Here is a 23,123-nt window from a genome sequence, read left to right as displayed (position 1 = left end):
CCTTTGCCGGAGCTGCGGCGTTCCGTGCCAGACTCACGCCGTCGTTTGCCGGAGCCGCCGAGTTCCTTGCCAGACTCACGCCGTCCTTTGCCGGAGCCGCGGAGTGCTTTGCCGGAAGCGACCCGGAGCGCTCCAGAATCATGCGGATCCCGTCCGGCCATCACGCAGGAAACCGGTGTGGGGGCCTGGAGGAGTGTCCGATGGTCCGGCGACGGCGGCCAACGGCAAGCCGTGCCGCGACCTCATCATCGCAAACGAGAGCCGACACGGGACCGCCGAGGCCTCGTCGATTCACCAACGGCGACGAACCGTGGGTGTGCCTTGACGCTTCTTCCATCACCTGCCAGACTCGCGCCATGGAAAATCTCCCCAAAATTCACGAGAAGCAACCCGTCGCTGTCGAACTGCCTGCTGGAGACCACTGGTGGTGCGCCTGCGGCCTGAGCGGGCATCAGCCGAACTGCGATGGCAGCCACAAAGGCACCGGCTTCGGTCCGAAGAAGTTCACCCTGCCGGAGGCAAAGAAGGTGTGGCTGTGCAACTGCAAGCACAGCAAGAATCCGCCCTTCTGCGACGGCAGCCACAAGGCGCTCTAAACACTCTCCACAGAATCAGTTCACTTCCAGACGCGTCGTGATGGGAATAACCCACACGACGCGTTCTCTTACCTGCCATTCCTTTCCAACCCATGAATCGAAGCTGTTTCCTCTCCCTCGCCGCATCGCTGCTCGCTGTCACCGCCCTGAATGCGCAAACGTTCAGCTTTGAAGGGGTCGCCGCGCCGAAGCCGCAGCGGGTCACGGCAGAACTTGTGGCCGAAGTCACGGCCGCCGCACCCGGGCAACCATTTCAGGCGGCGGTCAAACTGGTGCATGCCAAGGACTCCCACACATACGGAAAAGTTCTGCCACCGGAAGTCGTGGGCAAACCCACGAAACTGGTCTGGAAGCTGCCCGAAGGCTGGCAGGTCGAAGAACTGCCCTGGCCCGCCACACACAAGGTTCCGTCCACGGGCGGCGAGATGAGCGAGGGATACGATGGCACCACTTACCTGCCGGTAAAAATCACACCGCCGGCCAGCGCCGCCGTCGGCAGCAGCGTGGACTTGAAGGTGAAGGTCGATGCGCTGGTGTGCGATCCCAAAAGCTGCATGCCTTTCATCAAAGAGATCGCGCTCTCGATGAAAATCGCCGCCACCGCCGAAGCCAATGCTGCGAATAAAGCTGTCTTCGGCAGTCCGGCACCCGCAGAAAAAAAAACTTCTGAAGCCACGACCGTAGCGAAGGAGGACGAGGTCAAGCCGTCCACCGCTCCGGCGGTCGCTCCCAAATCCGCCCCCCTTCCCTTCACACAACTGCTTCTATACGCCTTCGTCGGTGGTTTGATCCTGAACATCATGCCCTGCGTCTTCCCGGTGCTGGGCATCAAGGTGACCAGCGTGGTGCAGCAGGCAGGTGAAGACCGCCGCAAGGTCGTGCTGCACGGCTTGATGTACACCGTCGGCATTCTGCTTTCGTTCTGGGCGCTGGGTGGCATCGCCATCGCGCTGAACAAAGGCTGGGGCTCGCAGCTTCAGTCGCCTGCTTTCAATTTCTTCCTGGCCGCTTTCTTCCTCGTGTTTGCGCTGAACATGGCGGGGCTCTTTGAGATTGGCACTTCGGCCATCGGAGTGGGCGCGGGCCTGCAGTCCAAAAGCGGCCTCGGCGGCTCGTTCTTTTCCGGCCTTCTCGCCACGGTGGTCGCCACGCCCTGCTCCGCACCGTTTCTTGGCACCGCGCTGGGCGCCACGCTCGCGCTGCCAGCATCGCAGTCGATGCTGATCTTCACGTTGATCGGCCTCGGTCTCGCAAGCCCCTTTCTGCTGCTTTCGATCTTCCCCGGCCTCATCTCCGCGCTGCCGCGGCCCGGAGCATGGATGGAAAGTTTCAAGCAGGGCATGTCCTTCCTACTATTCGGCACGGTAGGCTTCATGTTCTATGTTCTGACGACTCAGATCGAAGGACTGCCGCTGTTGTTTGCGATTCTCAGTCTTGTGCTCATCGCACTGGGCTGCTGGATCTACGGGCGCTGGGCGCTGCCTCACAAATCCGCACGCACGCAGACCATCGCGCGACTGCTCGCGCTGCTGGCCGTTGTCGGCGGGCTGTGGATTGGACTGCCGGATGCGTCCGCCGCACGTTCACACACCACCGAAACGGTCAATCCCAAAGACCCCGACGCCCTGCATTGGGAAACGTGGTCTCCCGAAAAAGTGGCCGCCTTGCGTGCGGCCAAGCAGCCGGTGTACATCGACTTCACCGCCTCCTGGTGCTGGACCTGCCAGGTCAACAAACGCGTCTATTCCAACGCGGGACTACGGGCTCTTTTCAAGCAGCACAAAGTCGCCACGCTCAAAGCCGACTGGTCGGATCCGGACGAATCCATCCGACTCGCGCTCGAAGCGCTCGGCAAACGCGCCGTTCCAGTCAACGTGCTCTACATTCCCGGTGTGGAGGACCCCTTCATTCTCGATGAACTGCTGACCGTGGACAATGTCACCGCGGCGTTGAAGAAGTTGGAGAAGTGAGAAGGAGCCTGATCACACCTTCGTGAGCTGCCTTCTCAGGCTGATTTCCACGCAAGCGATGATCAACGTGAGCGTGAAGAGGATGACAACACTGTTGATCCAAAGCGTGTTGTATTTGGTGCCCAAATAAGTCTTCCGCGTGCCGAAGAACACATTGGGACTTGTTTTGCGGCGGTAGTCCTCGCGTTCCATCTCCGCCTTGGTGACGAGGTCGAGCACCTTGCGGTTCACGTAGATTTCTTCAGCGCTGACACCGTCATTTTGCTCCAGCATGCTGTCGAGCATCGGCGGCTCGATGCGTCCGCTCAGCACGGCATCACGGATCGAACCCAGGCGCTTCGAAATCTCCCGCGGATTCTCGGCATAGAGGCCGGAAACCACCGCCAGCGACTGCTTGGTCAGTTCAAGCTCGTGCCGCTGTCGATCACTCATGTCCACTCCAGACGGCGGCAGCAGCGATTGAATGCGCTCGTCGAGAAAATCCTGATTCCTCGTCAGAGGATTGAGCTTCGACTGGGAAATGACCATCCCCTCATACGACCATCGAAGCGGCATGAACTGGCAGATGAACGGAACCTTGAGCTTGCTGACGTTTTCCTCGTCATTGCCGGCCTTCTTGAGCCACCGCCCCACGGAATAAACGAGGTCGAGGTTCTTGTTCATCTCCTCGTATTTGATCAACGCCCCGCCGAGGATGATCTGCGGAATCAGGATGAGCGGGATGGCATTCACCGCGGTGCGATTGTCCGAAACGATGCTGGAGATGAACAACCCGAGGCAGACGCCCGTCAGCGAGGTGAGGAACATCCACCACAGGTGGATGAAGAACATGTCACGAATCTCGAGCACCCAGTTGCCGATGAGCAGGTAGATCACGCATTGCAGAAGCGCGAAGGCGGAAAGCGAAATGATCTTGCCACTGAGGTAGTAGAACGTGCGCAGGTTGTGATTGCGCTCGCGGCTCAGTGTATGGCGGTCGCGGATGATTTCGTCCGCGCTGTTTGTGAGGCCCAGAAACATCGCCACAACGAGGCTCATGAAGAGGTACGTCGGAATATGGAACGCGGTGGCGAAGGTGTAGTGCGCCTCCTCGGAGTACTTGAGCACGCTGGCGATGAGCCAGGCCAGCAGCGGCGCCTCCAGCAGCGTAGTGAGCAGGTTGGCGCGATTGCGCAGCTTGCTGAGAAACGCACGCTTCAATAGCGTGAAAAACAAGATGCTTTCCTCGCGGAAGGTATGCTTCGGCGGCTTTGGCGTGCTGCGCATGCGGCTCGCGCTCTGACTCTCATCCCGCTTCGGACGTGCGATGAGGCTCGTGCTGCCGGGAGCGGCTTTTTGCTTCGCCATGCTCTCCATGATGAGATGCCGCTGATATGAATCGCGCCAGAAGTTCGGCGGAAAGCGCCGCGCTGCAACGAGATGCCCGTCAGCGCTGCGCTCCTGAATGATGTCACCGCTGATGTCGCGCAGCGGCGTCTCCAGCACGTCGAAAACGAAGTCAGGAGTGAGCTTGTCTGGCGGCTGCGCCTCCGCATCGCCTGCCTGCCCGGTTTCGGTGTGATACACCCGCCAAAAGTACTCGATCATGCCCTGCGGCGTGCCGTAGTAGGCCATTTTGCCGCCTTTATCGAGCAACAGCGCCTTGTCGAACATCTGCAGCAGCCGCGAACTCGGCTGATGGATGGAGGTGATGACGATCTTGTTGCGCGCAAGGCTGCGGATGATCTCAAGAACATGTTCACTGTCCTTTGAAGACAGGCCAGACGTCGGCTCATCGAACAGATAGACGTCCGAAATGCCGATCATGTCGAGACCGGCGTTGAGTCGCTTGCGTTCGCCGCCGCTGAGGAACTTCTGCTGCGGCGTGCCTGCGAGACGATTGCGCAGATCGGCCAGGCCAAGTTCCGCGAGCTTCGCATCGACACGTTTGCGACGTTCCTCGGTCTTCAGGTGCGGACAACGCACCGCCACGGAAAAGTCGAGATTCTCCTGCACCTTCAACAGCGGATCAAAGGCGTCCTCCTGCGGGATGTAGGCAATGTAGGGCGTGATGTTGTGCAGGTTGTCGTACAGGGCGAGACCGTTCATCAGCACTTCCCCGCCCTTGGGCTTCAACTGACCGCCAAGAATGCGCAACAACGTGCTCTTGCCGCAACCGCTCGGCCCCATGACGCAGATCATTTCCCCGCGGCGGGCGATGAAACTCACGCCGTCCTGCGCCGTGTCACGGCCGTCGAAACGATGGCTGAGTTCGCGCACCTCGATCTGGCGCACCGTGTTGCGTTCCTCCTCGATGATGCGGTCGGCAAAATGGCAGCGCAGATACTGCCCTTCTCCCAACGTGATGGTGTCGCCATCATTGAGGGTGATGCGATCTCGCACCGGAATCAGGCCGATGTAAAGCGGCCGCGACGAGCGCAGCACTTCCAGCACGCCAGTTTTCTGTGCGTAGTTGCACTCGATGCGCAGGAGGATCTCACCGTCGGTATCCTCGGAGAGAAGGATGTCGCCTTCATCAAGCAATTCGGGCTTGTTTGAGACGAGATAAGTATTGCGACTGCCTTCGAGACGGAACTGCCCGCCAAACTCCTGCGCACGCACACGCAGATCGCGCAGCGCAATCTCCACTTCGCCGTGAGCGATGATGCTGTCCTCGATGCTGGCCTCCACGATGGTGCCGCTGCTGAGCACCACGCCGTTCAGCGTGGCCTGCGTCGTGCGTAGTGCTTCGACGGTAACGCCGAGACCAAAGCTCAGTCTCAGGTTTGTGCCGCGCATGCGATGAGGCGCGATTTCCGCGCTGCCGCTGTCCGTCAGCGTGAGGTAAATCTGCGTTCCCGAGAGTGTCTTCTTCGAGTTGAAGTAGGTGATCAGGTCGTTGTAGTCGAGCGTCACGTCCTCCAGCACCACGCGCTCGCCGGGATAGAGACGGGAGAATTCCCCCGGAGGCTGACGGCGGCTGCGAACCAGAATGGAAATGCTGCCGGTGTTCTTGAGCAGCACGAGGTTTTGAAACCGGAAGGCCACGACCGAGCAATCGTCAGACAACGAGCGCAGCAACACGTCGCAGTTTTTCGTGGCGCCAATGCGCAGCGTGTCGAGCGGCTGGCCGCCCTTGGTAGAAAACCCTTCCTCCGGCGGTTTGTCTCCGGCGTTGAGCTGATAAACGATGTCGATGGCCTGGGCGGCGATGCCCAGATTCGTCATGAAGAGATAAAACTCCACCATCTGCCGCTGATTCTGCTGCGCGCGTGAAATGAGGAGATACAACTGCACGCCCAGCAGAATTTTCTGTTCCTGCGAGAGCTTCTGGCTGAGTTCCTTCGCACGCTGGGACAGATCCTGCGGCTCCTGCAGCGCCTCAAAGTAGAGACGGCGCATGTCGGCGTAAATCGCCTCCGGGTAATCATAGCGGAGGTATCCCAGACTGGATTCGACTTCCTCCTCTTCAATGTTGCCGTCCAGCTTGCTGAAGGCGGCAAACACCTCGATCAGCACCGGCAGCATCGTGTTTGCTGTGGCGGCGGAGGCTGCCGAGACCGAACTCCGGCCGTTCCAAAGATGCGCCCATCGACGCGGCGACCACCAAGGCTGAACCGCCGAACCATGATCGCCGCTCGCAGCATCCTGCGGATTGGAAAAGGAGGATTTGGCGGGTTTGTTGACCAAGCTCATGCGGTGGGTGTCGTGACGGGCCGCAGATGTTCCGGCTGTCGGGGGCGATTATGGAGTTCGTTTGCACAAACACAACCCACGAGGTGCGAATGAGCTTTCACATGCATAAAAAAACGGCCCGGTTGCCCGGGCCGCCTGAGATTGATTTAAGCAGATCCTTTCATTCACACACTTCTGTCACGCGGCGGACCTTCGCGCCCACGATCCTCGCCGCGCGGTCCGGGCGGCATCGATGCCGGGCCACGCTGGTCGCGATTCATGGGAGGCGGACGATGCCCGCCTTCACCGCCGCGTTGAAACGGAGGCTTGACTCCTGGACCACCACGAGGCGACGGGCCAGGACCGCGATCCCCGCCACGCATCCCTGCATGCGGAGGAGTCATCGGACGACGGAACTGTCCCGGTCCTCCCGGGCCGCGTCCGCCTTCGCGGTGACCAAAGTGACCGCGTGGTGGTGGAGCGCCCGCTCCGGGGCCACGTGGACCTGAGAATCCTCCGCCCTGACGCGGACTGCCGAATTGCTGTGGTTGCGGCCGGCCTTCAAACCGGCGTTCAGTTCCGCGCCCCAACATTCCCCGACCACCACGATCCATCGGCCTGCCATGCGGGCCACCAGGAGGCGAACGGAATCCTCCGCGCCCAGGCGGCGGTCCAAATCCACCACGCTGTGCAAAGTTCTGCGGCCCACGGCCCTGTGGACCATGCTGAGGAACTCCGCGATCATCTCCACGTGGCCCTTGAGGCTGACGAGATGCTTCCGGACTTCCCGCGTGATCATGACCGCGAGGGTTGTCTTTGGGCGGAATCACCGGCCCACGATTTCCCTGCTGCGGAGGAGTGCCCCGCGGATGATCCCCATCGCGCGGGCCATCCATCGGCGGGCGACGAAATCCTTCAGCGCCTGCGGCTTTGTCTGGCCCCCGACCGCCGTCACGAGGAGGAGTCATGGGACCGCGTTGTCCATCACGTTGAGGCTGGTCACCGCGCGGATGATCAGCATCGCGACGACCATCCATCTGCGGACGGCGCTCAGGACCGCGCGTCGCTTGAGGACGAGGGCCGCTTTCATCGCGGCGTGCACCATCGCGTTGTGGCTGGTCACGTCGTTCAGGAGCAGGAGGACGATTGTTTTCTGTCCGCGGTGTCTCTGCGGCAGGTCTGTCTGCCGGTGGTTTTGAATCCTGTGCCTGAAGTGCGGCGACGCTGAGAGCGACGACGCCACAAAGGCAGGTGAATTGGTTGGTTCTGGGTTTCATTTGAGTGGGTTGTGTGGGTTGGATGCTGGAGGTACAACCCCCGTCGAGAGCAGGAGTTTCATGGCTCCAACGCCACCGGCATGATTCTTTGTGTGCAACCGGTTTCGAAAACTTGCGGCATCCGTGGCATTGAACGCATTGCCTTTGTCCCCGACCCCGTTATCCTAAAAACCAATGTCCGACACCGAACCACACATCGAACCGGCAACCATCGAAGATCTTCCACAGCTTGTGGAACTGCTTATTGCGCTCTTCAGCGAAGAAGAGGACTTCAATCCGGACCGCTCCAAACAGGAGCACGGCCTGCGTTTGATTCTCGAGCAGCCGAACCGTGGTCGCATCTTTGTGCTGCGCACGGATCACAAGATCATCGGCATGCTCAACCTGCTCTTCACCATCAGCACGGCGGAGGGCGGGCTGGTGCTCATCATGGAGGATGTGATCGTCCACCCGCAGCACCGCCGCCAGGGATATGGCGGACGCCTGCTCAAGCATGCCATCGAGTTTGCGCGTGAGAAACGGTTCCGCCGCATCACGCTGCTCACCGACCGCATCAGTGCCGACTCGCAGTCGTTCTTCCAGCAGCACGGTTTCCAGTTCTCCAAGATGATCCCGATGCGGCTCGTCTTCCACGACATCTAAGCTCAACGGTCCGCAATCATGCACGCGCGCCTCGCCTTTCTCGCACGCCCCGAAAGCGGCACGGTGAAGATTTCGCGTGAATGGGTGGAGGCCTCCGACTGGTTCGTGCTCTTTACGCTCGGCACGCTCTTCTTTCTGCTTGGAGCCTTTGCCATGTGGGCCTGGGTCATCTGGCGGCGCACAACCAAACCAGAGCCGCATGTGAAGCTGCTCATGGAACTGGACGGTGAGACGGAGAGGCAGGAAGCACACACGGCGCCCGCCCCTCCGGAGCAGGAGTCACGTGCTCCTTGGGAACAATCCCCCGACTGGTGGAAAAAAGCGGACGACTAAATCCAGCATGAGTCATGACCGCTCTCCTTTTCACGGCTGGCGTGCGCGCACGCACTACCTGACACGCAACCGCCGTTTTCTTCTTCGCACTTCAGCAGCCATCATTGCCGTCGGCATGATCATCGCCTGTGTGATCGTGATCGGGAGCGTTCGATCGGGCGAGCCCGCCGGGAGTTTCGCGGTCTCGCCCGCGCTGAGTCACCTGCACGAGGAGTTTCATCATCTGCGGCATGAAACCGCCCCGCAACCGCGCGAACTCGCCACCTGGCTGCGCATGCTGCTGGCGCAGATCCCGAAGCTGGTCGAAGGAGACGAAGCAGGCGCATTCCAAGGTTTTCTCAGTGACGGAAAGCTCGGAGGCTATGACGTCGCGGAGTTGATACGACAGCACGCCACCACCGACGCGCCCGTTGGTTTGTTCCGAGATTTCCTCGCTGCGACGCTCGATGCAGACATGCCCGCACTCGAACGGTTGGAGAGCAAAGCACTCGCGACGCCACCCGAAATGCTGGCCGCTGAACTGGCGGGGAGCGTGCAGAGGCGCGGTAACAACATCCCGGGTGCCATGCAGGCGTTCTACACTGAGGGGCTGAACTTCGCAGACGCCTCCGCTGCACGTGAAGAAGCCGTGCGTCTCGCGATCAACCTGCGCGATCTCAATCTGCTGCGCACCATCGCCGCCCATACCGGGTGGATCGAGCACTGCCACCCACTGCTTCAGCATCATGCCGGAGCGCTGCTCGGGGATGTCTGGATGCAATGGCACGGGCTCATCCGCCACCGCATCAACGAAATCCCTTATGGGATGCTCACACTTGCCTTCTTCGTCGCGGCGCTGTGGTACTTTATTCTCGTGCAACACAGCGATCACGAGCGCTGGCGCTGGGCGCGTCCTATCGTGGCTCTCATGGCCGGGGTGGCCAGCGTATGGCCCACGCTCACGGTCCTCGCCTATCAGGAGTTTGTGCAGGGAATGACTGCCGACGCCCCTTTCCCGCACGATCTGATTTATTATCTCGTGGGCGTCGGCCTGCGTGAGGAAGGCTGCAAGCTCCTCCTCTTCGCGTTGTTCCTCCCGTGGCTGATGTGGCGACGCCAGCCGGGCCTCGCCCTGCTCACTGGCGCCTTTGTGGGCCTCGGTTTCTCACTCGAAGAAAACATCGGCTACTATCAGGACTTCGGCGGCACCATCGCTTGGACGCGTTTTCTCTCCGCCAACTTCCTGCACATCTCGCTCACCGGCATCTGCGCGCACAGCCTCTACCGCATGCTGCTAACGCGCTTTGCCAGGGCGGATGAATTCATCGCCACCTTCCTTCTCGCGGTCGCCGCCCACGGAGGCTACGACTATCTCGCCACCGGCACTCTCGATGACAACGGCTGGCTCTCGATCATCGTTCTGGTGGTCAGCGCCGCGCGTTTCATCGATCTCCTCGGAGAAGAAACACGTCCCGTGCGCCTGACCATTGCACCCCGGGCCGTCTTCACCTTCGGATCAGCCGTACTCATCGCCTTCTCTTTCATCCTCGGCGCCTGGACCTCGCGATCCATGGAAGGCATCGCCACCGCTGGTCAGGAATGCCTTTCCATGATCCCCATCGCTCTGCTGTACTGGCGAAAATTTGAAAACGCGTGAACTGCCCGCTTCCAGCCCAAAACTCTCCCGCCATGGAGCCACATATGCGACAAAGCAGCCCCAGGACTCAAGAAACGTACTCCGACCTGAGAGTTCGTTTTTGTTGCGGCCGTAAATTCACCTTGTCGGAGGCATCGACGAACGTGTAATCTCCGCTCGTACAATCCCTTTATTATCATGAATCCGCAGCAGCCAGGAACACCGCAGAATCCGCCGCAGCCCCCGCACCCGGGAGCGACCCAGCCGCTGCCTCCGGGCTACATGCCGCCGCAGGGCTATCCGCCGCAGATGCCGGGGTATCCGCCGGGCTATCCAATGCCGCAAGGCTATCCGCCGCAGATGCCGGGGTATCCGCCGGGTTATCCGATGCCGCAGGGCTATCCGCCGGGCTATCCGATGCCGCAGGGGTATCCGCCGCAGATGCCTGGCTATCCGCCGGGCTATCCGATGCCCACGATGCCGATGCCTGCGATGCCGCCGCCGCCTGCGCCCTCGACCGGCGCGGTTCCTGCGGCTCCCAAACCGGCAAGCGCCGCCGTGCCAGTGGCGATGCCGGTGCCCTCCGGCGTGGCTCCGGCGATGCCTGTTCCCTCAGGGGCGGTGCCTGCCATGCCTGCGCCAAGCGCACCGATGGTGATGAGCGCCGCACCGGTGGACGAAGCGGAGGCTCCTGTGCTGGTCGAGCATCACGAAGGGGAGGTGTTTCATCCGCCAGCGCTCACGCACATTGAGACGGGGCCGCCGCCCAACAAGTTCGTGCAGTTGTGGCGCAAGGCGGGGGCGAGCTCCCTGCTGCTGAGCATTTTGATTCACGTGGGGCTGGGCATTGCGGCGTTGTTCATCGTGTTCACCACCGGGGTGCTGGACAAGCAGGTGGACTTCCTGCCGGGAGGCGGGACGGCGCAGGGGGCGCAGGCGAGTGCGGACCTGCAGCACAAGGTGCAGCAGAAGAAGCGCAGTTCGATCAACAAGACGATGCCGATGAAGAAGCTGGTGAGCACGAGCATGAACTCGGCGATCACGCTGCCAGAGGCGCCGCCGGACGCGCTGGACATGCCGGATGTGAGCGCGATGATGGGCGGAGGAGCGCTGGGAGCGAGCGGAGGGTTTGGCACCGGCGGGGCTGGTGGTGGATTTGGCAAAGGGATGGGGATGGGAGGAGCAGCAGGGTTTGTGACGCTGCCGCCATCGATGCGCAGCCGCTGTTCGACGCAGGAACGTTTGGAGAAGCTGAGGCAGAACGGCGGGACGCCGGAGTGCGAGGCTGCTGTGAGCGCGTCGCTGGAGTGGCTGAAGGGCAAGCAGAACGCCGACGGCTCCTGGGGCCGCAACAACAAGTGCGCGATGACCGGACTGGCGCTGCTGTGCTTCCTGGGCCGTTGTGAGACGCCAGAGTCGCCGTTCTACGGAGACAACGTGATGAAGGGCATCATGTTCCTCATCGAGACGCAAAAGACCAATAAGAACAAGCTCTTCAGCCAGGCGGCCAAAGGCAATGCTCCCGTCTATGAGCACGGCATTGCGACGTATGCTCTGGGTGAGATGTACACGCTGGCGCGTCTTGGCAGCAAGTCGCTTCCGGGCATGCGCGAAGCCTTTGAGCAAGGTGTGAAGATCATCATCGACAACCAGCAGGACAGCGGGAGCTGGGTGTATGACCAGGAAACCGGCTTCTATGCAGGCAAGAAGAGCCGCGAGGATCTTTCGGTGGCCGGCTGGCAGTTCCAGGCCCTCAAGGCCGCGAAAAACACCGGTTTGAAGATTGATGGGCTGCACAGCTCGATCACCAAAATGACCAAATACCTTGAAGACAAGCAGACCAAGGACGGTGGGTTTGGCGGTGCGAATCGGGACGCACACTACAACCAGTGGAGCCTTTCCGGCGTGGGCATTCTTGGTTTGCAGACGATGGCCAAGGGCAAGACCACGGCAATCAAGAAGGGCGTCAAGTTCCTGCGTGACTTCATCACCGCCGAACCGCTCGACTGGAACAAGAACTGCAACCTCTACTGCTGGTACTACTACACCCAGGCGTTTTTCCAGCAGGGAGGCGAGGACTGGAAGTTCTACAACCAGCAGTTCCTGCCGCAGATCCTCGGCGCCCAGCAGGCGGACGGCTCTTTCAAGCGCGGCCGTCCGAACTGGCCTTCCGGCGACGCGGCAGACGAGATCTACCGCCAGTGTCTCTGCACGCTTCAACTCGAGATTTACTACCGCTATCTCAAGGTCAGCGACCGCGAAGAAGAGTCGTTCTTCGACAAGTAAGTTGAGAGCACCCGGTCCGCCCTCCGGCTCCCTCCGGGTGCAACTCAGACGTCACGTGGACGTCCAACGATGATGCCCGCGTGGCTTTTGAAGGTGTTCAGATATTCATGGATCGTTTTGTCCACGACCACCTTTTTATAGGTCGCTGATGCGTGCATGAAGCGGCACACCCCATCGCCGGTTCTAAGCGCCAGGCCGACATGCGAACAAAACACGTGCTGGCGGTTGGTGACGATGCCAATGATGTCGCCGCTTTGAATGCGCGGCTCGCAGGCGGCGACCTGAGCCTTCGCAATGAAATCAAACGGCACGCGTTCCAGCTTTTTCTCGATCTGCGCCAGCGCGGGCACCAGTGACGGATTTGCACGCAGGTAGCGGTAGAGCTTTGGGTTCAACGACATCTCATCATTGCTGCGTCCCGTCAGGCGCACCACCGGGCCGACGTCACGCGTGACATTGCGGATGTTGCCCCGGGCGGCATTGTCGGTGAACCATTCGTCCAGGTAGTGAATGCGATCTAGATATTGCCCCCGGCACTTGCCGCCACGATAGCGCGTCCATTCGATTTGTCGCAGCAGGTCGGACGGCGCATACGAACCCTGGCGCCTGGCGACCATGCGCGCCAGCCCCAGGGCGATCTCAAAGAACGTCCAGCAGTCGAGTCCGTTGAAGTTGACTGACGGTGACTCGATCTGGTCGTCGATCTCCAAGGTCCATGCGACGTACTTGGTGCCGCGCAAAGCCTGTCCGAACTGTGCCACCCGCGCACCCATCGGCAGCGCAGCCCAGTTTTCAGCCAGTGCCCGGGCAACCACCTGTTGAAATTTGTCCACTCCGAGGAAGGTCACGCTTTGTGAGAGATGCTCCGCCGCTGCAAGCTGAGAGGCGGTTCCTCCCAGCAGACTCAGATGAAGAAAGTGTCGTCGGTTCATCATGCGCAGCATCAATACAGGTTTTCCGCCAGTCCGACAGCTTCTTCTCCCGGAGCACCGGCATCCAGCCATTGCACATCGTGCACGAGACCGAACTGTTTCGGTACCAGCATGCACAAGTCGCCGAGTTGTCGGTCCAATTCCCGCACGAAGGATTCGATGGCCGGGCCAGCCTGTCGGCCACGCAGCGGTTGTTGCGCCGCCTGGAGGCAGGATTGCAGGTGGACTTCTTGAATGAAGGGTTCGAGTCCGTAGCCCACCATGGCGATTGCCCGGTCCGAATTCGTGTCGATGAGCAACATCACCAGCCGGTTTTCGCCGCCTTTCTCCACGGCGCTGGAAAGCCGCCCGCGATTGAAGATCCAGAACGCATAGGGCACCAGAGGGGCCTGCTGCGGCACGTCGATCAGCACTGCGGCAATTGTGAGCTGGGGAAAACGCCGCTCCACCTGGGCGATCACGCTCTCCACTCGCCTCCGGGCAAAAGAACCCATCACGCCCGTGGTGTCCGAGATGGGACGCTGCAAGGCCGGGGCGATGCCAAAGGTTCGGTCCGCCACTTCAAGCGAGAACCCGCACTGCCGGCAGGCGGCATCGGTTTCAATGGCAAGGGTTCGACAGGCAGGGCAGCGCACGAAATGATTGTACATCCTGCCGCCATCGTTGTGCAACGATCATTCCTTGGCAGCCCGTCGCTTGAGCGACCAGCGGATCAGACGGCGCGGCATCAGTCGGAACAGCCGTCCGGCGATCGATACTCCCACCCCGGGAAACACGCAGACCCGGCCTTTCTGAAGTGCCGAAAGCGCCTCTTTGACCACCCTGTGGGGCGGAATGCGCAGCAGCTTCTGACCAGAGCGGTTCGTGTCGTTGCCATCTTCACGTCTTGCCGTTTTGCTGAAGTTGGTCGGAGTCGGTCCGGGGCAGACGCAGGTCACCGTCACGCCGTGTGGCGCGAGTTCGATCGCCAGGGCCTCGGAAAAGCTGGTCACATAGGCTTTGGAAGCCGCATACACCGCGAGGTTGGGCATGGGCAAGGTGCTTGCCAGGGAGCTGACGTTCAAGATTCCGGCGGGGCTTTGCAAAACGGGAATCAGGGAATGCGTCAGCATCGACAAGGCTGTGATGTTGAGTTCCAGCTGGGTTCGCGTCTTCTCGATCGGAGAACTCGCGAAACTGCCGTAGTCTCCCATCCCGGCGTTGTTGATCAGCAGGTTGGGTTTCACCCCATTCGTGGTGAGAAAGGCGAGCAGTTGATCGCGTCCTTCGTCCGTGGCCAGATCAGCAGCACAGCAGAGGATGGTTGCTGGCGAAGATGCGATCCCCTGTTTCACGGCCTCCAGCGCATCAGCTCGCCGCGCAACCAGCACCAGCGTGCTTGCTTTGGAAGCCAGTTGTCGTGCAAATTCAGCGCCGAGACCGGAGGATGCCCCGGTGATCACCGCACGGCAGTTTTCGAGAGGAAATCCGTTCGCCATAAGCTTTCCCAGCAGTAACACAGAATGCGCATGACCATCAACCAGCTTTCCACTCAGAGTCCCTTCACCACGAAGGACGGCAGCACCATTCGCAGCATCCTCGACCGCACGAATGCTCCGGTGCAGAATCAGAGCCTCGCTGAGGCTGTCGTTCCTGTCGGGCAGCCCACCGAGCGCCATTACCACAGGCTCAGCGAAGAGTTCTACTTCATCCTCGAAGGGCAGGGAACCATGGAGATCGACGGAGAAACTCGCGCCGTCGTTCCCGGCGATGCGGTTCTCATTCCGTCCGGTGCATGGCATCAGATCACCGCGTCACAGACGCTGCGTCTCCTTTGCTGCTGCGCGCCGCCCTACTCGCACGAAGATACGTATTTTGCCAATTTGTGAATTCTTGATAGCTGGGAAGCTGAACAAGGTTGAATTCGATCTCGCCGTCGCCCACGACGATGCTGCGCACCATCAGTTCGGCGACGCGGCGTTTTTCTTCGAGGCTCATCTCAGGCCAGCGGGCATGCAGGTCGATGGCCTCGGAGACCATCTGTTCACTTGAGAGGTTGTCGATTTTGAGAACGTCAATCTCGGCTTGGAGGCGCGCCAGTTCTTCGTCGAGCTGCGATCGCTGGTCGCTGAGCGGCTGGTTGAACTTTTTGAAGTCCTCCGCGCCGATGTTGCCATCGAGATAGAGCCGGAGCATGCGCTCGGTGTCCTGCGTGAGCTTTTCGGACTCCTTCCGCCGCTGTTCGTGCAGCGACTGCTTTTCAGAGAGGGCGGTTCCGGCCTTTTTGAGGTAGGCCTGGATGTTGTCCGGTTTCACGAGGTAGCCCTTGACCTCCTCCATGAAAATCTCGTCTAAGTCCTGGCATGAGATGCTGTTGCGGCACTTCTGGCAGGTGTATTTCGGCGTGCGCATGGGCACATACATCCTGGCCCCGCAGTGGCAGGCGACGAAGCCGCTGAAGATATGAGCGGGCATCTTGCTGGGACGGCGCTCGCGCTTCATGTAACGGGCGTCCAGGCAGGCGTTGCACCGTTCCCATAGCTCGGCAGAGACGATGGCCTCGACCTCATTGAAAATGTGTTCGCTCTCAGGTTTGTTGACGAGCTTCTTGCCGCCGATGTTGGTGCTGTAGTTGCGGCGATGGATGCCCTTGGGCGTGGGATCGCGAAGCTGGAAGCGCACCGCCGTGTCCGACCACTTCTTTTTGTTCCGGGTGCGGTAGCCTCGTTGATTCAGCATCCGGGCAACGGTTTTGATTCGCTTGTGCTCGTCGAAAAGCTCATAGATCAGCCTGCGCACGGGAGCTTCGTCCGGGTTCACCGCGAGCTTCTTGTCCTTCCACATGTAGCCATAAGGGGCCTTACCGCTGAGCGGTTTGCCCATCTTTGCGCGAACAAGAACAGAACTCTTGATCCGGTCGGCGATCTCTTCTCGCTCCCATTGGGCCATGCAGCCGACCAGATTGAAAAACAGCCGCCCGGCGGGTGAACTCGTGTCGATGCTCTCACTGAGCGACACGAGATCGGCCTGGTGGGTCTGGAAGAACTCGCTGAACTCCATCAACTCCTTCGCATTGCGGGTCAGGCGGGCGAGTTTGGAAAAGACGAGCGCCTGGATGTGCCCGCGCTTCACGTCAGCCATCATGCGTTTGGCCTCCGGGTGGTCGGCCACGCTCTTGCCGCTTACCCCTGCGAGGTCATAGATTTCGAGAACCTTCCATCCCCGCGAGGTGGCATACATTTCCGCCCGGACGCGGTGATGATCCGGGCTGTCACCCTCGGCCTGCTCCTCGCTGGAGACGCGAATCCAGATCCCAACCCGTTTGGCTCCACTTTCGCAAATAGGCAAAGTTTTACTCATGTATTGCCTTTAACATCGTACCCCTTCTTTTTCAAGTCAGCGCCTCTACTTCTTCTCACCGCGCTTCTTGGTCTTCCGTCGGCGAAGGTTCTCCGCCATCGTCGCGGCGAGTTCCTTTTCCAGTGCATTCACGTCCTCGCTTGGAGTTGGAACGGCGTTGGTTCGCACTTTCCATCCTTTCACGACTTTGGAACTGCTGGCTGCGGATGGTGGAGGAGGCTCGGGGGCGGGCGCAGCTCGGCAGGAATCCAGAAAGGCGACAAAGTCGGCCTGCATCAGGCACAGCACCCGCTTTTGATCCTCAGCCGAGAGCAGGCTGCTGACGGCCGCGCTAAGCCGCTGGTGTTTGGTCTCATCGACGGTCAAAACGAGCACCTGCGCCACGCCTGCACGGAGGCACTTGGTCACGTTCTTCATCTCGTATTCGAGTGTGTTCGTCACGGAAACCTCGCAGGCAATGCTGAGGCCATCCCGTTCCAGGTAGATGTCCACCGTGTCGAGCGAGCCGGGGAGCTGACGTTCAATCGTGGCTCGAAAGCCCCGCGCCTCAGCCAGCCGCTTGAACTCGGCCTGTGCGGCCTTGTGGATGTCCCCACCGCGTCCCAGTTCCTCCAGATCAGCTTTGAGGGTGGTGGTTTCGTATTGGGGCGGTTCAAGGGGTGCCTCAGCATGAGGTGGGACTTCTACGGCAATCGGTGGAACAAGCTCAGGATCGGGCACTGAGGGCTCGACTGTGACAGGAGTGGGTGGCTCTTGGGCTTTTGCCGGTTGCTGGCTCTTCGCGGGCAAAGGTGCTGTCAGCGCACAAAGCCGTTGCCGTTCTGCTGCCTCGATCTCGCTTCGTGGCGTCCCGTATCGACTTCTGGATCTAGCGATCACATCCTCGCGCACCTGATCGTCTCCCGTCATGTCGATGGAATCAAAGGGAACGCGCACATTGAAATCCTGATCGCTTCGCTCGATGCGCACGATGGCCTCTCCGATTCCGAGACTTTGAAGAGCGTCGGCCTCAAAGTGTGCGAATCCCTTCGCCAGCTCGCGCGCGTCGGAATCTCCCACACGGAACACCACTCGCGTTCCGGCATTTGCCAGCACCGCACTTGCCACGGCGTCATTTCTGCTGAGCTGCGCCAGCTCTTGATGCGCCAAAACCAAGGACAGCCGATACTTCCGCGCTCCCGACAAAATCTCGGCCATGGACGGCGTGATGAAGTTCTGAAACTCATCCACATACAATGTGAAAAGCCTGCGCTGGTTCTCAGGAAGGCGTTGCCGAGCCATGGCAGCTTGCTGAAGTTTGGAAACGATCAGCGAGCCGAGAAGGTAGCTATTTTCAGTGCCCATCAATCCCTGGGGCAGTTTGACGAGGAGAATTTTGCCCGAGTCCATGATCGCCGGGATGTCCAGCTTGGTATCGCGCTGGCTCACCATGTAGCGAATTGGCTTGGGTGAGAGAAAGGTCTGCAATCTGGTCAGCACTGGCCCAATGGATTTGCTGCCGCCGAGTTGGGGAAAGCCCTTCTTCCAGTAATAGACCACATCCGCATCGGTCACTCCTTCGAGCACCTTGCTGCGATACTCCGGCTCCAGAAGAAAACGCTGTACATCCGCCAGAGTGCCACCTTCGGGGTGCTCCAGAAAGGCGAGGATGGCGTTGCGGAGCACCACGGTCATTTGATCCCCCCAGCTAGTGCTGAGGCGCTGGAATACGCTGACGAGGTCGGACGCCAGCAGCGTTTTCTCGTAGTCCGTGGTCGCCCGGAGAATGTTAAAGCCAATGCTGAATGCCTCATCGCTAGCATCGACGAGCACCACATCATCGCGTCGATGCGCTGGCACCAGTGCCAACAGCCGCTCGGTCACATCTCCATGCGGGTCTAGCAGAGCAAAGCTATCACCACTCTCCAAATCCTGGCGGATCAGATTCATCAAGAACGTCGTTTTGCCCGTCCCAGTGCCGCCGATGACGTGCATGTGCCGCACCCGCTGATCGGTGGTCAGGAAAACGTTGCTACGCTGGCCGGCGTGGTCATTCCAACCAAGGAACAAGCCACCGTCGCGTTCACCTGAGTAAGCACGACTGCGCCCGGTGTCCTGCCGCAACTTCTTCGACACCAGCGACTCATCGGGAAGGCGGATGAGATTGAGCAGTTCCTCCTGCGAAAGCAGCATCCCCCAACGGTGAGTCTGTCGATTCAGCAGGTCCTCTTCCTGAGCCTCCGCTGGATACTCATCTGCCGCCAGCGGGACGAGATGATTGCCGCCCGGTCGAGCGAGCGCATTCAGCGCTGCCATCATCGGAGCCAAAAGTGCCCATGCGCGTGCGCCATTTTCGGCGCACGTCACCAGCCGCAATACCACGGCAAACAGCGGACTCCGCGCCTTTTGTGATGCCTCACGCGATAGCTCAGCGTGGTTCCTGAAAACAGGGGTGCCATCTGCGTGAGTCGAAACTCGCACCATGCTCTCACCCCATGCCGCCGTGGCAGGCTCGAAGATCACCTGAAACAATCCCATCTCCTTGTCGGCAAAGCCGGACATGGCTGAGATCAATCCGGGGAGCAGATCACTCTTCCCAGTTTCGAGAGAGAGCAAAAAGTCGCGTCCCAAACCAATCTCAGCCGCAGCATAAAAACGCCCGGTTCGCTCCCAGGCTGAATGCAGAAGGTTTTCGGTTGGGCGGGTGACACAGCCAGGGAAGTGCGTCTCGGTCTGCGCTTGAAGCTGAGATGCATCCTCCTCACTGAATGCCCACTGGAAACCGATCTCTCGCTGGTCGGCTAGAATCTCGAATGCCACCGGCTCTCGGCAGGACCGGCACAGCCTCAAAAACGAATCCATCTGCTCACGCCGATAGCGGGGAACCCTCGGAAAAGTCAGCGCGATTTCATGGCAGAAGCCCCGGCTCCAGGTGGTCACTTCCTCTTCCGAAGCCGTGTCCTCGGTCTCATCGACGTGGATTTTCTCTGTGTTGAACCACCGGCCAGCCTTGCTCAGCGCACGCTCCATCAGGGAGGGGCGGCGAACATCGTCCGTCACGCCTTCCGCACGCAGTCGGTAGCCGGTAAACCTCTCAAATGGCGGTTCCAATCCGACTGCTTCGGGATGAATGAACCAGCCACGCCCCCGCAGCTCCCACTGCAAATACTGCGCTGAGAGCTGTTCGTGGGGGGTCGTCATACACTCATTCGCGAGGGCACTTGCACCATTCGGGCGAGCAAGGGATGCATGTCGGGCCTTGCTTCGATGAACTCGACCTTCTCAATCCCTTCGGCAGCCGTGACTTCGTTGATCTTGGCTTTAATGATTCGCTCCACCATTTCCACATACATGAGGCGGGTGTCCTGCCGGAAAAATGTCTCCTTCCGCAAAAGGATTTCGTAGAGCCTTCCGAACACAGGAACCGTCAGCAGCCATGCATCGAAGTCCTCGAGCCCGAGCGTCAGCGTGTTTCGCAGCAGCAGGATAAAACCCAAGATGGTCATCCCGATGGTGACACCGCCCCAGACCATGCCAAAGAGAGCCAGATAGCCAACGACTAGACCGCTCAGCAGCAAGAGCAGCACGAGGAACTGCCAGAAAGGGAACGGCGCGGGTATCTCGCAGAAGCGATACGAGAAGAACCAAGATGTTCCGAAAGGTGCAGAGCAGAGATCGAAAGTGAGTCGCTCCCGCCTCATCCGCAGGTAGTCACGCTTCGAGGAAAGCATGCCACCCTCCCGATAATCCAGGCGCATCAGCTCCAGTCCCGGAACCTTTCGCTGCTGAAGCTCTTCTTCGATGCTCTGGTAGAACGAATCAGAGGATGTCTGAAAGTCATCCACCAGGGTGTAGGTCGGTGGCCGGAGTTCCTCCGGTTTGCGCTTTTTCCAAAGGCCAAGCATAGGTCAGCGGGGTGGATGGTTTACGCGGCGGCGTTGAACTTTTTCATCAGTTCTTGAACTTCGCGGCCGGGATCGGCCCCGAGAGCTTCAAACAAATCAAAGGCTTCGATCAAGTCCACGCGTCGCTCGCCCAGCTCGATCCTTGCCACCATCCCATGCTCACGACCAAGCGCCGTGGCGAGATCACGCTGCGTCATGCCAGCTTTCTCCCGCAGCGAACGTATGTGCTCGCAGAAGATCTTGGATCGTTTGCCGTGGAGGGGCTTGTTCACCCTCAAGTTTTGCCAGAAAATCGCCTTGCCTCCAAAATGAGAGCAGATATGATGCCTCACAAACCCATTCACCTGCCATGACCTTCCTCCGCAGAATCGGCCCTGACCCTCACGCCAACGGTCAAAGCACCCCGGCCTTGGAAAACTGTCCTGACATCTGGGAGCTGGCTGATGGCGATTTCGCCATCATCGGCATCGACATGACGGATGCAGCCAAACCGCTCCTGCCTGCGACCGCAGGGTGTGGGCCTGATGAACGGATCGTCCGTGTGCCTCGCCGCATCTTGGTCGATGCCAAGGCTGACATTCCAGCCAAAGCCTGACATCTGGCCTGAGTCACTCCGCTTGTGATACAATGGGCGCATCATGGCCCACATCGTCGCTTGGATCGGACTTCATGCCTTTGATCTGCTCTCAGCAGTTGGAATCATTTCCGGCTTGGCTTTTACGGCATTGAGTTTTCGAGAAGATACCCGCTCACGCCGTCTGAACAATCTTGTCCGGCTCACTGAGCAGCACCGGGACATTTGGGAGGAAAGCCAAAAGAATCCCAAACTCGCCCGAATCCGCGACCCAAAAGCCGATCTCTACACCAAGCCCGTCACGGCTGAAGAAGCTCAGTTTGTCATGCTGCTGATGTTTCATCTGCACTGCTGGTATCGAGCCATCGAAGGCAGGGAGGTGTCCAGCCTGGAGGGACTGGAAAAAGACATTCGGAACTTCTTCGGGCGGCCTGTGCCGCGCCATGTGTGGGAGGAGCGGAAAGCCTTCTTCGACCGCGACTTCCGTCAGTTCGTCGATGAACTGCTCCTCAAATGATCTCCAAACAAAAAGCCCGCCCGGATGAACTCCGAGGCGGGTGTTTTTAGTATTCGCTGGGCAAGAGAACGGTCGTCACGGAACGATCCCATTCCGTGATGATCCAGAACTTCACCTGGCTGGTCGTGCTGTAGGCGGACAGCAGCCGAGAGCCCTCTTCGAGCGCTCGATTGTTCTCATCAATGTCTTCCTGGCAGAGTTCGCCCCAGTCACCCATCGCATGTCGTGCGAGGGCGGAGGAGATGTCTGTTGTGGAGACTTCGGCGAGAACACCGGGCGTGGCAAAAAGCTGGCCCATGGCGAACCGGGCGGTCTGTGGATAGAGAATGAACATGGCAGAGGTCTTCAGTCATGGGTTCTCAGTCCAGCAGAGCGTGCAGTTCGTTCTCGGTCAGGTGATCCGGTTGGGCTCCTTCTTGGGGAAGCGGCACGACCCGGACAAACAACCGCCTCGCCAGCTTCACGAGGGCCTTTTCACGCCCCATGCGTCCAGCCTCGTCCTCGTCGAACATCAAGATGATGCCCGCTCTGCCTTCGGATGCCTCCACGAGCACCGTTTCCTGCGCTGCGGAGAGAGAGCTGCCCATGATGGAGACGACCCGGCGAAAGCTGAGCTGCCAGAGCTTGATCACATCGAAGAAACCTTCGACGACGATTAACGGCAGCCCTTTTTCCTCCTTGGAAGCGCGGTCGAGATTGAAAACCTCGGCGCTTTTGCGGAATCCAGCGGGCAGCTTGTATTTCGGTCGATCATCAGGTGGTTGTCCCGGCCAGCGACCTGCGTAGCCGACGAGTTCGCTGTCCCTGTTGTGGATGGGGATGACGATCCGCCCGGACATGGTGCCCTTGGCACAAAAACCGAGACCAAACTCCGCCACCGTTGCCGGGGTGAGTCCTCGCTCGGTCAGATAGGCATGATCCGTTTTTAGATTCTCCAGCTTGAAGCTCAGAGGTGCGTTTTCGCCTAGCTCTTCCACCGGTTCCAGTGGCTCGGCACGAGTCTCAGATTGAGGTCGGTTTCCATGGGCCGGAGGTGATCCAGACCATGGGCGTGAAGGTGCGGCTGAGCCTCCTTGCTGTTGACGTGGCGGAGGTGAGTCCGCTTTGCCAGCCAGCCCGAGGTTGAACCACTGGTCGATTTTCAGCGCTGCTTCGTGGGCATCGCAGTTCTCCATCTTCGCGACGAAGTCGAGATGATTGCCGCCGCATTTGCATGCGGAGAGATGACAGAACCAGCAGTTCTTGCTGAGCGTCACTTTGAACGTGTCTTTGCCGGTGGCTTCAGGGTGGATGGGGCAAGGGCCGTCGAGGCCATCGCCGTTGCGAGTGCGGTGCATTTTGGCTGTGAGGCCGTAATGCTCCAGCACCTGCGCGAAGGTCACGGCGGCTTTGACCGCCGTGAAGTCAATGAAGGGTCTTCCCATATGTGAATGAGCTGTGTTGGTGTTTGCGGGATGTTTGCGTTTTGCAAACACCTCCACGGCTCATGGTATCAGGCGGCTTG

21 protein-coding genes are annotated in these 23,123 nt (G+C 59.9%); 9 read left to right on the top strand and 12 right to left on the bottom strand.

The window, feature by feature from the left end; translation table 11 throughout:
- Positions 1-356: 356 nt before the first annotated feature.
- Positions 357-596 (top strand): CDGSH iron-sulfur domain-containing protein, encoded by a 240-nt coding sequence (locus KDL09_RS10800; RefSeq protein WP_294384666.1) that lies wholly within the window; start codon positions 357-359, stop codon positions 594-596.
- 92 nt (positions 597-688) lie between these two features.
- Positions 689-2,566, top strand: a complete 1,878-nt coding sequence (locus KDL09_RS10795) for a thioredoxin family protein (protein WP_294384663.1) — start codon at positions 689-691, stop codon at positions 2,564-2,566.
- 12 nt (positions 2,567-2,578) lie between these two features.
- On the opposite strand, the gene KDL09_RS10790 is transcribed toward KDL09_RS10795, so the two are convergent.
- The 3 genes from KDL09_RS10790 to KDL09_RS10780 all read right to left on the bottom strand — a co-directional run bounded on the left by KDL09_RS10790 (position 2,579) and on the right by KDL09_RS10780 (position 7,343).
- Positions 2,579-6,241 (bottom strand): ATP-binding cassette domain-containing protein, encoded by a 3,663-nt coding sequence (locus KDL09_RS10790; RefSeq protein WP_294384662.1) that lies wholly within the window; start codon positions 6,239-6,241, stop codon positions 2,579-2,581.
- A gap of 379 nt (positions 6,242-6,620) precedes the next feature.
- Entirely contained in the window at positions 6,621-7,019 is a 399-nt protein-coding gene (locus KDL09_RS10785; RefSeq protein WP_294384660.1) for a hypothetical protein, read from the bottom strand.
- 165 nt (positions 7,020-7,184) lie between these two features.
- Positions 7,185-7,343, bottom strand: a complete 159-nt coding sequence (locus KDL09_RS10780) for a hypothetical protein (RefSeq protein WP_294384658.1) — start codon at positions 7,341-7,343, stop codon at positions 7,185-7,187.
- Between the two features lie 328 nt (positions 7,344-7,671).
- Between KDL09_RS10780 and KDL09_RS10775 the strand changes: the two genes are divergently transcribed.
- The 4 genes from KDL09_RS10775 (at position 7,672) to KDL09_RS10760 (ending at position 12,373) form a co-directional block, all read left to right on the top strand.
- The gene (locus KDL09_RS10775; protein ID WP_294384657.1) at positions 7,672-8,139 is read left to right on the top strand and encodes a GNAT family N-acetyltransferase; all 468 of its coding nucleotides are present in this window, start codon (positions 7,672-7,674) and stop codon (positions 8,137-8,139) included.
- Between the two features lie 18 nt (positions 8,140-8,157).
- Positions 8,158-8,472, top strand: a complete 315-nt coding sequence (locus KDL09_RS10770; protein WP_294384656.1) for a hypothetical protein — start codon at positions 8,158-8,160, stop codon at positions 8,470-8,472.
- A 7-nt stretch (positions 8,473-8,479) separates the two neighbouring features.
- On the top strand, positions 8,480-10,108 hold the full coding sequence (locus tag KDL09_RS10765) for a PrsW family glutamic-type intramembrane protease (protein ID WP_294384654.1): 1,629 nt from the start codon (positions 8,480-8,482) through the stop codon (positions 10,106-10,108).
- Positions 10,109-10,285: 177 nt separating this feature from the next.
- Complete coding sequence (locus KDL09_RS10760; RefSeq protein WP_294384652.1) at positions 10,286-12,373, top strand: hypothetical protein; 2,088 nt, start codon at positions 10,286-10,288, stop codon at positions 12,371-12,373.
- Positions 12,374-12,417: 44 nt separating this feature from the next.
- Here the strand turns inward: KDL09_RS10760 and KDL09_RS10755 are convergent, their stop codons facing one another.
- The 3 genes from KDL09_RS10755 to KDL09_RS10745 are packed head-to-tail and all read right to left on the bottom strand — an operon-like array spanning position 12,418 to position 14,783.
- Entirely contained in the window at positions 12,418-13,308 is an 891-nt protein-coding gene (locus KDL09_RS10755; RefSeq protein ID WP_294384650.1) for an N-acetylmuramoyl-L-alanine amidase-like domain-containing protein, read from the bottom strand.
- 8 nt (positions 13,309-13,316) lie between these two features.
- Positions 13,317-13,955 carry a hypothetical protein gene (locus KDL09_RS10750; RefSeq protein WP_294384649.1) on the bottom strand — a complete coding sequence of 213 codons (639 nt, stop codon included), beginning with the start codon at positions 13,953-13,955 and terminating at the stop codon, positions 13,317-13,319.
- Between the two features lie 24 nt (positions 13,956-13,979).
- Positions 13,980-14,783, bottom strand: a complete 804-nt coding sequence (locus KDL09_RS10745) for an SDR family NAD(P)-dependent oxidoreductase (RefSeq protein WP_294384648.1) — start codon at positions 14,781-14,783, stop codon at positions 13,980-13,982.
- A 30-nt stretch (positions 14,784-14,813) separates the two neighbouring features.
- On the opposite strand from KDL09_RS10745, the gene KDL09_RS10740 reads away from it, so the two are divergent.
- Positions 14,814-15,173 carry a cupin domain-containing protein gene (locus KDL09_RS10740; protein WP_294384647.1) on the top strand — a complete coding sequence of 120 codons (360 nt, stop codon included), beginning with the start codon at positions 14,814-14,816 and terminating at the stop codon, positions 15,171-15,173.
- Here the strand turns inward: KDL09_RS10740 and KDL09_RS10735 are convergent.
- From KDL09_RS10735 to KDL09_RS10720, 4 genes are read right to left on the bottom strand one after another with little or no spacing between them, the layout of a single operon-like run.
- Positions 15,091-16,644 (bottom strand): recombinase family protein, encoded by a 1,554-nt coding sequence (locus KDL09_RS10735; protein ID WP_294384646.1) that lies wholly within the window; start codon positions 16,642-16,644, stop codon positions 15,091-15,093. The two genes, KDL09_RS10740 and KDL09_RS10735, sit on opposite strands and share 83 nt — an antisense overlap.
- A 45-nt stretch (positions 16,645-16,689) precedes the next feature.
- Complete coding sequence (locus KDL09_RS10730) at positions 16,690-19,824, bottom strand: type IV secretion system DNA-binding domain-containing protein (protein ID WP_294384645.1); 3,135 nt, start codon at positions 19,822-19,824, stop codon at positions 16,690-16,692.
- On the bottom strand, positions 19,821-20,528 hold the full coding sequence (locus KDL09_RS10725) for a hypothetical protein (protein WP_294384644.1): 708 nt from the start codon (positions 20,526-20,528) through the stop codon (positions 19,821-19,823). Before KDL09_RS10725 ends, KDL09_RS10730 begins: the two co-directional genes overlap by 4 nt.
- Positions 20,529-20,548: 20 nt before the next feature.
- On the bottom strand, positions 20,549-20,800 hold the full coding sequence (locus tag KDL09_RS10720) for a helix-turn-helix transcriptional regulator (RefSeq protein ID WP_294384643.1): 252 nt from the start codon (positions 20,798-20,800) through the stop codon (positions 20,549-20,551).
- Between the two features lie 77 nt (positions 20,801-20,877).
- Here KDL09_RS10720 and KDL09_RS10715 point away from each other — a divergent pair, with 77 nt between their 5' ends.
- Together KDL09_RS10715 and KDL09_RS10710 are read left to right on the top strand one after the other, a co-directional pair.
- Positions 20,878-21,123 (top strand): hypothetical protein, encoded by a 246-nt coding sequence (locus tag KDL09_RS10715; protein WP_294384642.1) that lies wholly within the window; start codon positions 20,878-20,880, stop codon positions 21,121-21,123.
- A gap of 43 nt (positions 21,124-21,166) precedes the next feature.
- Positions 21,167-21,619 carry a hypothetical protein gene (locus KDL09_RS10710; RefSeq protein ID WP_294384641.1) on the top strand — a complete coding sequence of 151 codons (453 nt, stop codon included), beginning with the start codon at positions 21,167-21,169 and terminating at the stop codon, positions 21,617-21,619.
- A 46-nt stretch (positions 21,620-21,665) separates the two neighbouring features.
- Here the strand turns inward: KDL09_RS10710 and KDL09_RS10705 are convergent, their stop codons facing one another.
- The gene (locus KDL09_RS10705; RefSeq protein WP_294384639.1) at positions 21,666-21,953 is read right to left on the bottom strand and encodes a hypothetical protein; all 288 of its coding nucleotides are present in this window, start codon (positions 21,951-21,953) and stop codon (positions 21,666-21,668) included.
- 25 nt (positions 21,954-21,978) lie between these two features.
- On the bottom strand, positions 21,979-23,043 hold the full coding sequence (locus KDL09_RS10700) for a toprim domain-containing protein (protein ID WP_294384636.1): 1,065 nt from the start codon (positions 23,041-23,043) through the stop codon (positions 21,979-21,981).
- Between the last annotated feature and the right edge of the window lie 80 nt (positions 23,044-23,123).

The organism is Prosthecobacter sp. (genome assembly GCF_020439865.1).
GTDB lineage: Bacteria > Verrucomicrobiota > Verrucomicrobiia > Verrucomicrobiales > Verrucomicrobiaceae > Prosthecobacter.
This window is presented reverse-complemented; position numbering and strand designations above follow the sequence as displayed.

Coding starts and splice junctions, on each gene's coding strand:
- KDL09_RS10775 (WP_294384657.1), top strand. CDS start 7,672: ATGTCCGACACCGAACCACACATCGAACCGGCAACCATCGAAGATCTT.
- KDL09_RS10770 (WP_294384656.1), top strand. CDS start 8,158: ATGCACGCGCGCCTCGCCTTTCTCGCACGCCCCGAAAGCGGCACGGTG.
- KDL09_RS10800 (WP_294384666.1), top strand. CDS start 357: ATGGAAAATCTCCCCAAAATTCACGAGAAGCAACCCGTCGCTGTCGAA.
- KDL09_RS10785 (WP_294384660.1), bottom strand. CDS start 7,019: ATGATCACGCGGGAAGTCCGGAAGCATCTCGTCAGCCTCAAGGGCCAC.
- KDL09_RS10745 (WP_294384648.1), bottom strand. CDS start 14,783: ATGGCGAACGGATTTCCTCTCGAAAACTGCCGTGCGGTGATCACCGGG.
- KDL09_RS10760 (WP_294384652.1), top strand. CDS start 10,286: ATGAATCCGCAGCAGCCAGGAACACCGCAGAATCCGCCGCAGCCCCCG.
- KDL09_RS10795 (WP_294384663.1), top strand. CDS start 689: ATGAATCGAAGCTGTTTCCTCTCCCTCGCCGCATCGCTGCTCGCTGTC.
- KDL09_RS10705 (WP_294384639.1), bottom strand. CDS start 21,953: ATGTTCATTCTCTATCCACAGACCGCCCGGTTCGCCATGGGCCAGCTT.
- KDL09_RS10765 (WP_294384654.1), top strand. CDS start 8,480: ATGAGTCATGACCGCTCTCCTTTTCACGGCTGGCGTGCGCGCACGCAC.
- KDL09_RS10755 (WP_294384650.1), bottom strand. CDS start 13,308: ATGATGAACCGACGACACTTTCTTCATCTGAGTCTGCTGGGAGGAACC.
- KDL09_RS10730 (WP_294384645.1), bottom strand. CDS start 19,824: ATGACGACCCCCCACGAACAGCTCTCAGCGCAGTATTTGCAGTGGGAG.
- KDL09_RS10735 (WP_294384646.1), bottom strand. CDS start 16,644: ATGAGTAAAACTTTGCCTATTTGCGAAAGTGGAGCCAAACGGGTTGGG.
- KDL09_RS10740 (WP_294384647.1), top strand. CDS start 14,814: ATGACCATCAACCAGCTTTCCACTCAGAGTCCCTTCACCACGAAGGAC.
- KDL09_RS10700 (WP_294384636.1), bottom strand. CDS start 23,043: ATGGGAAGACCCTTCATTGACTTCACGGCGGTCAAAGCCGCCGTGACC.
- KDL09_RS10710 (WP_294384641.1), top strand. CDS start 21,167: ATGGCCCACATCGTCGCTTGGATCGGACTTCATGCCTTTGATCTGCTC.
- KDL09_RS10750 (WP_294384649.1), bottom strand. CDS start 13,955: ATGTACAATCATTTCGTGCGCTGCCCTGCCTGTCGAACCCTTGCCATT.
- KDL09_RS10725 (WP_294384644.1), bottom strand. CDS start 20,528: ATGCTTGGCCTTTGGAAAAAGCGCAAACCGGAGGAACTCCGGCCACCG.
- KDL09_RS10715 (WP_294384642.1), top strand. CDS start 20,878: ATGACCTTCCTCCGCAGAATCGGCCCTGACCCTCACGCCAACGGTCAA.
- KDL09_RS10790 (WP_294384662.1), bottom strand. CDS start 6,241: ATGAGCTTGGTCAACAAACCCGCCAAATCCTCCTTTTCCAATCCGCAG.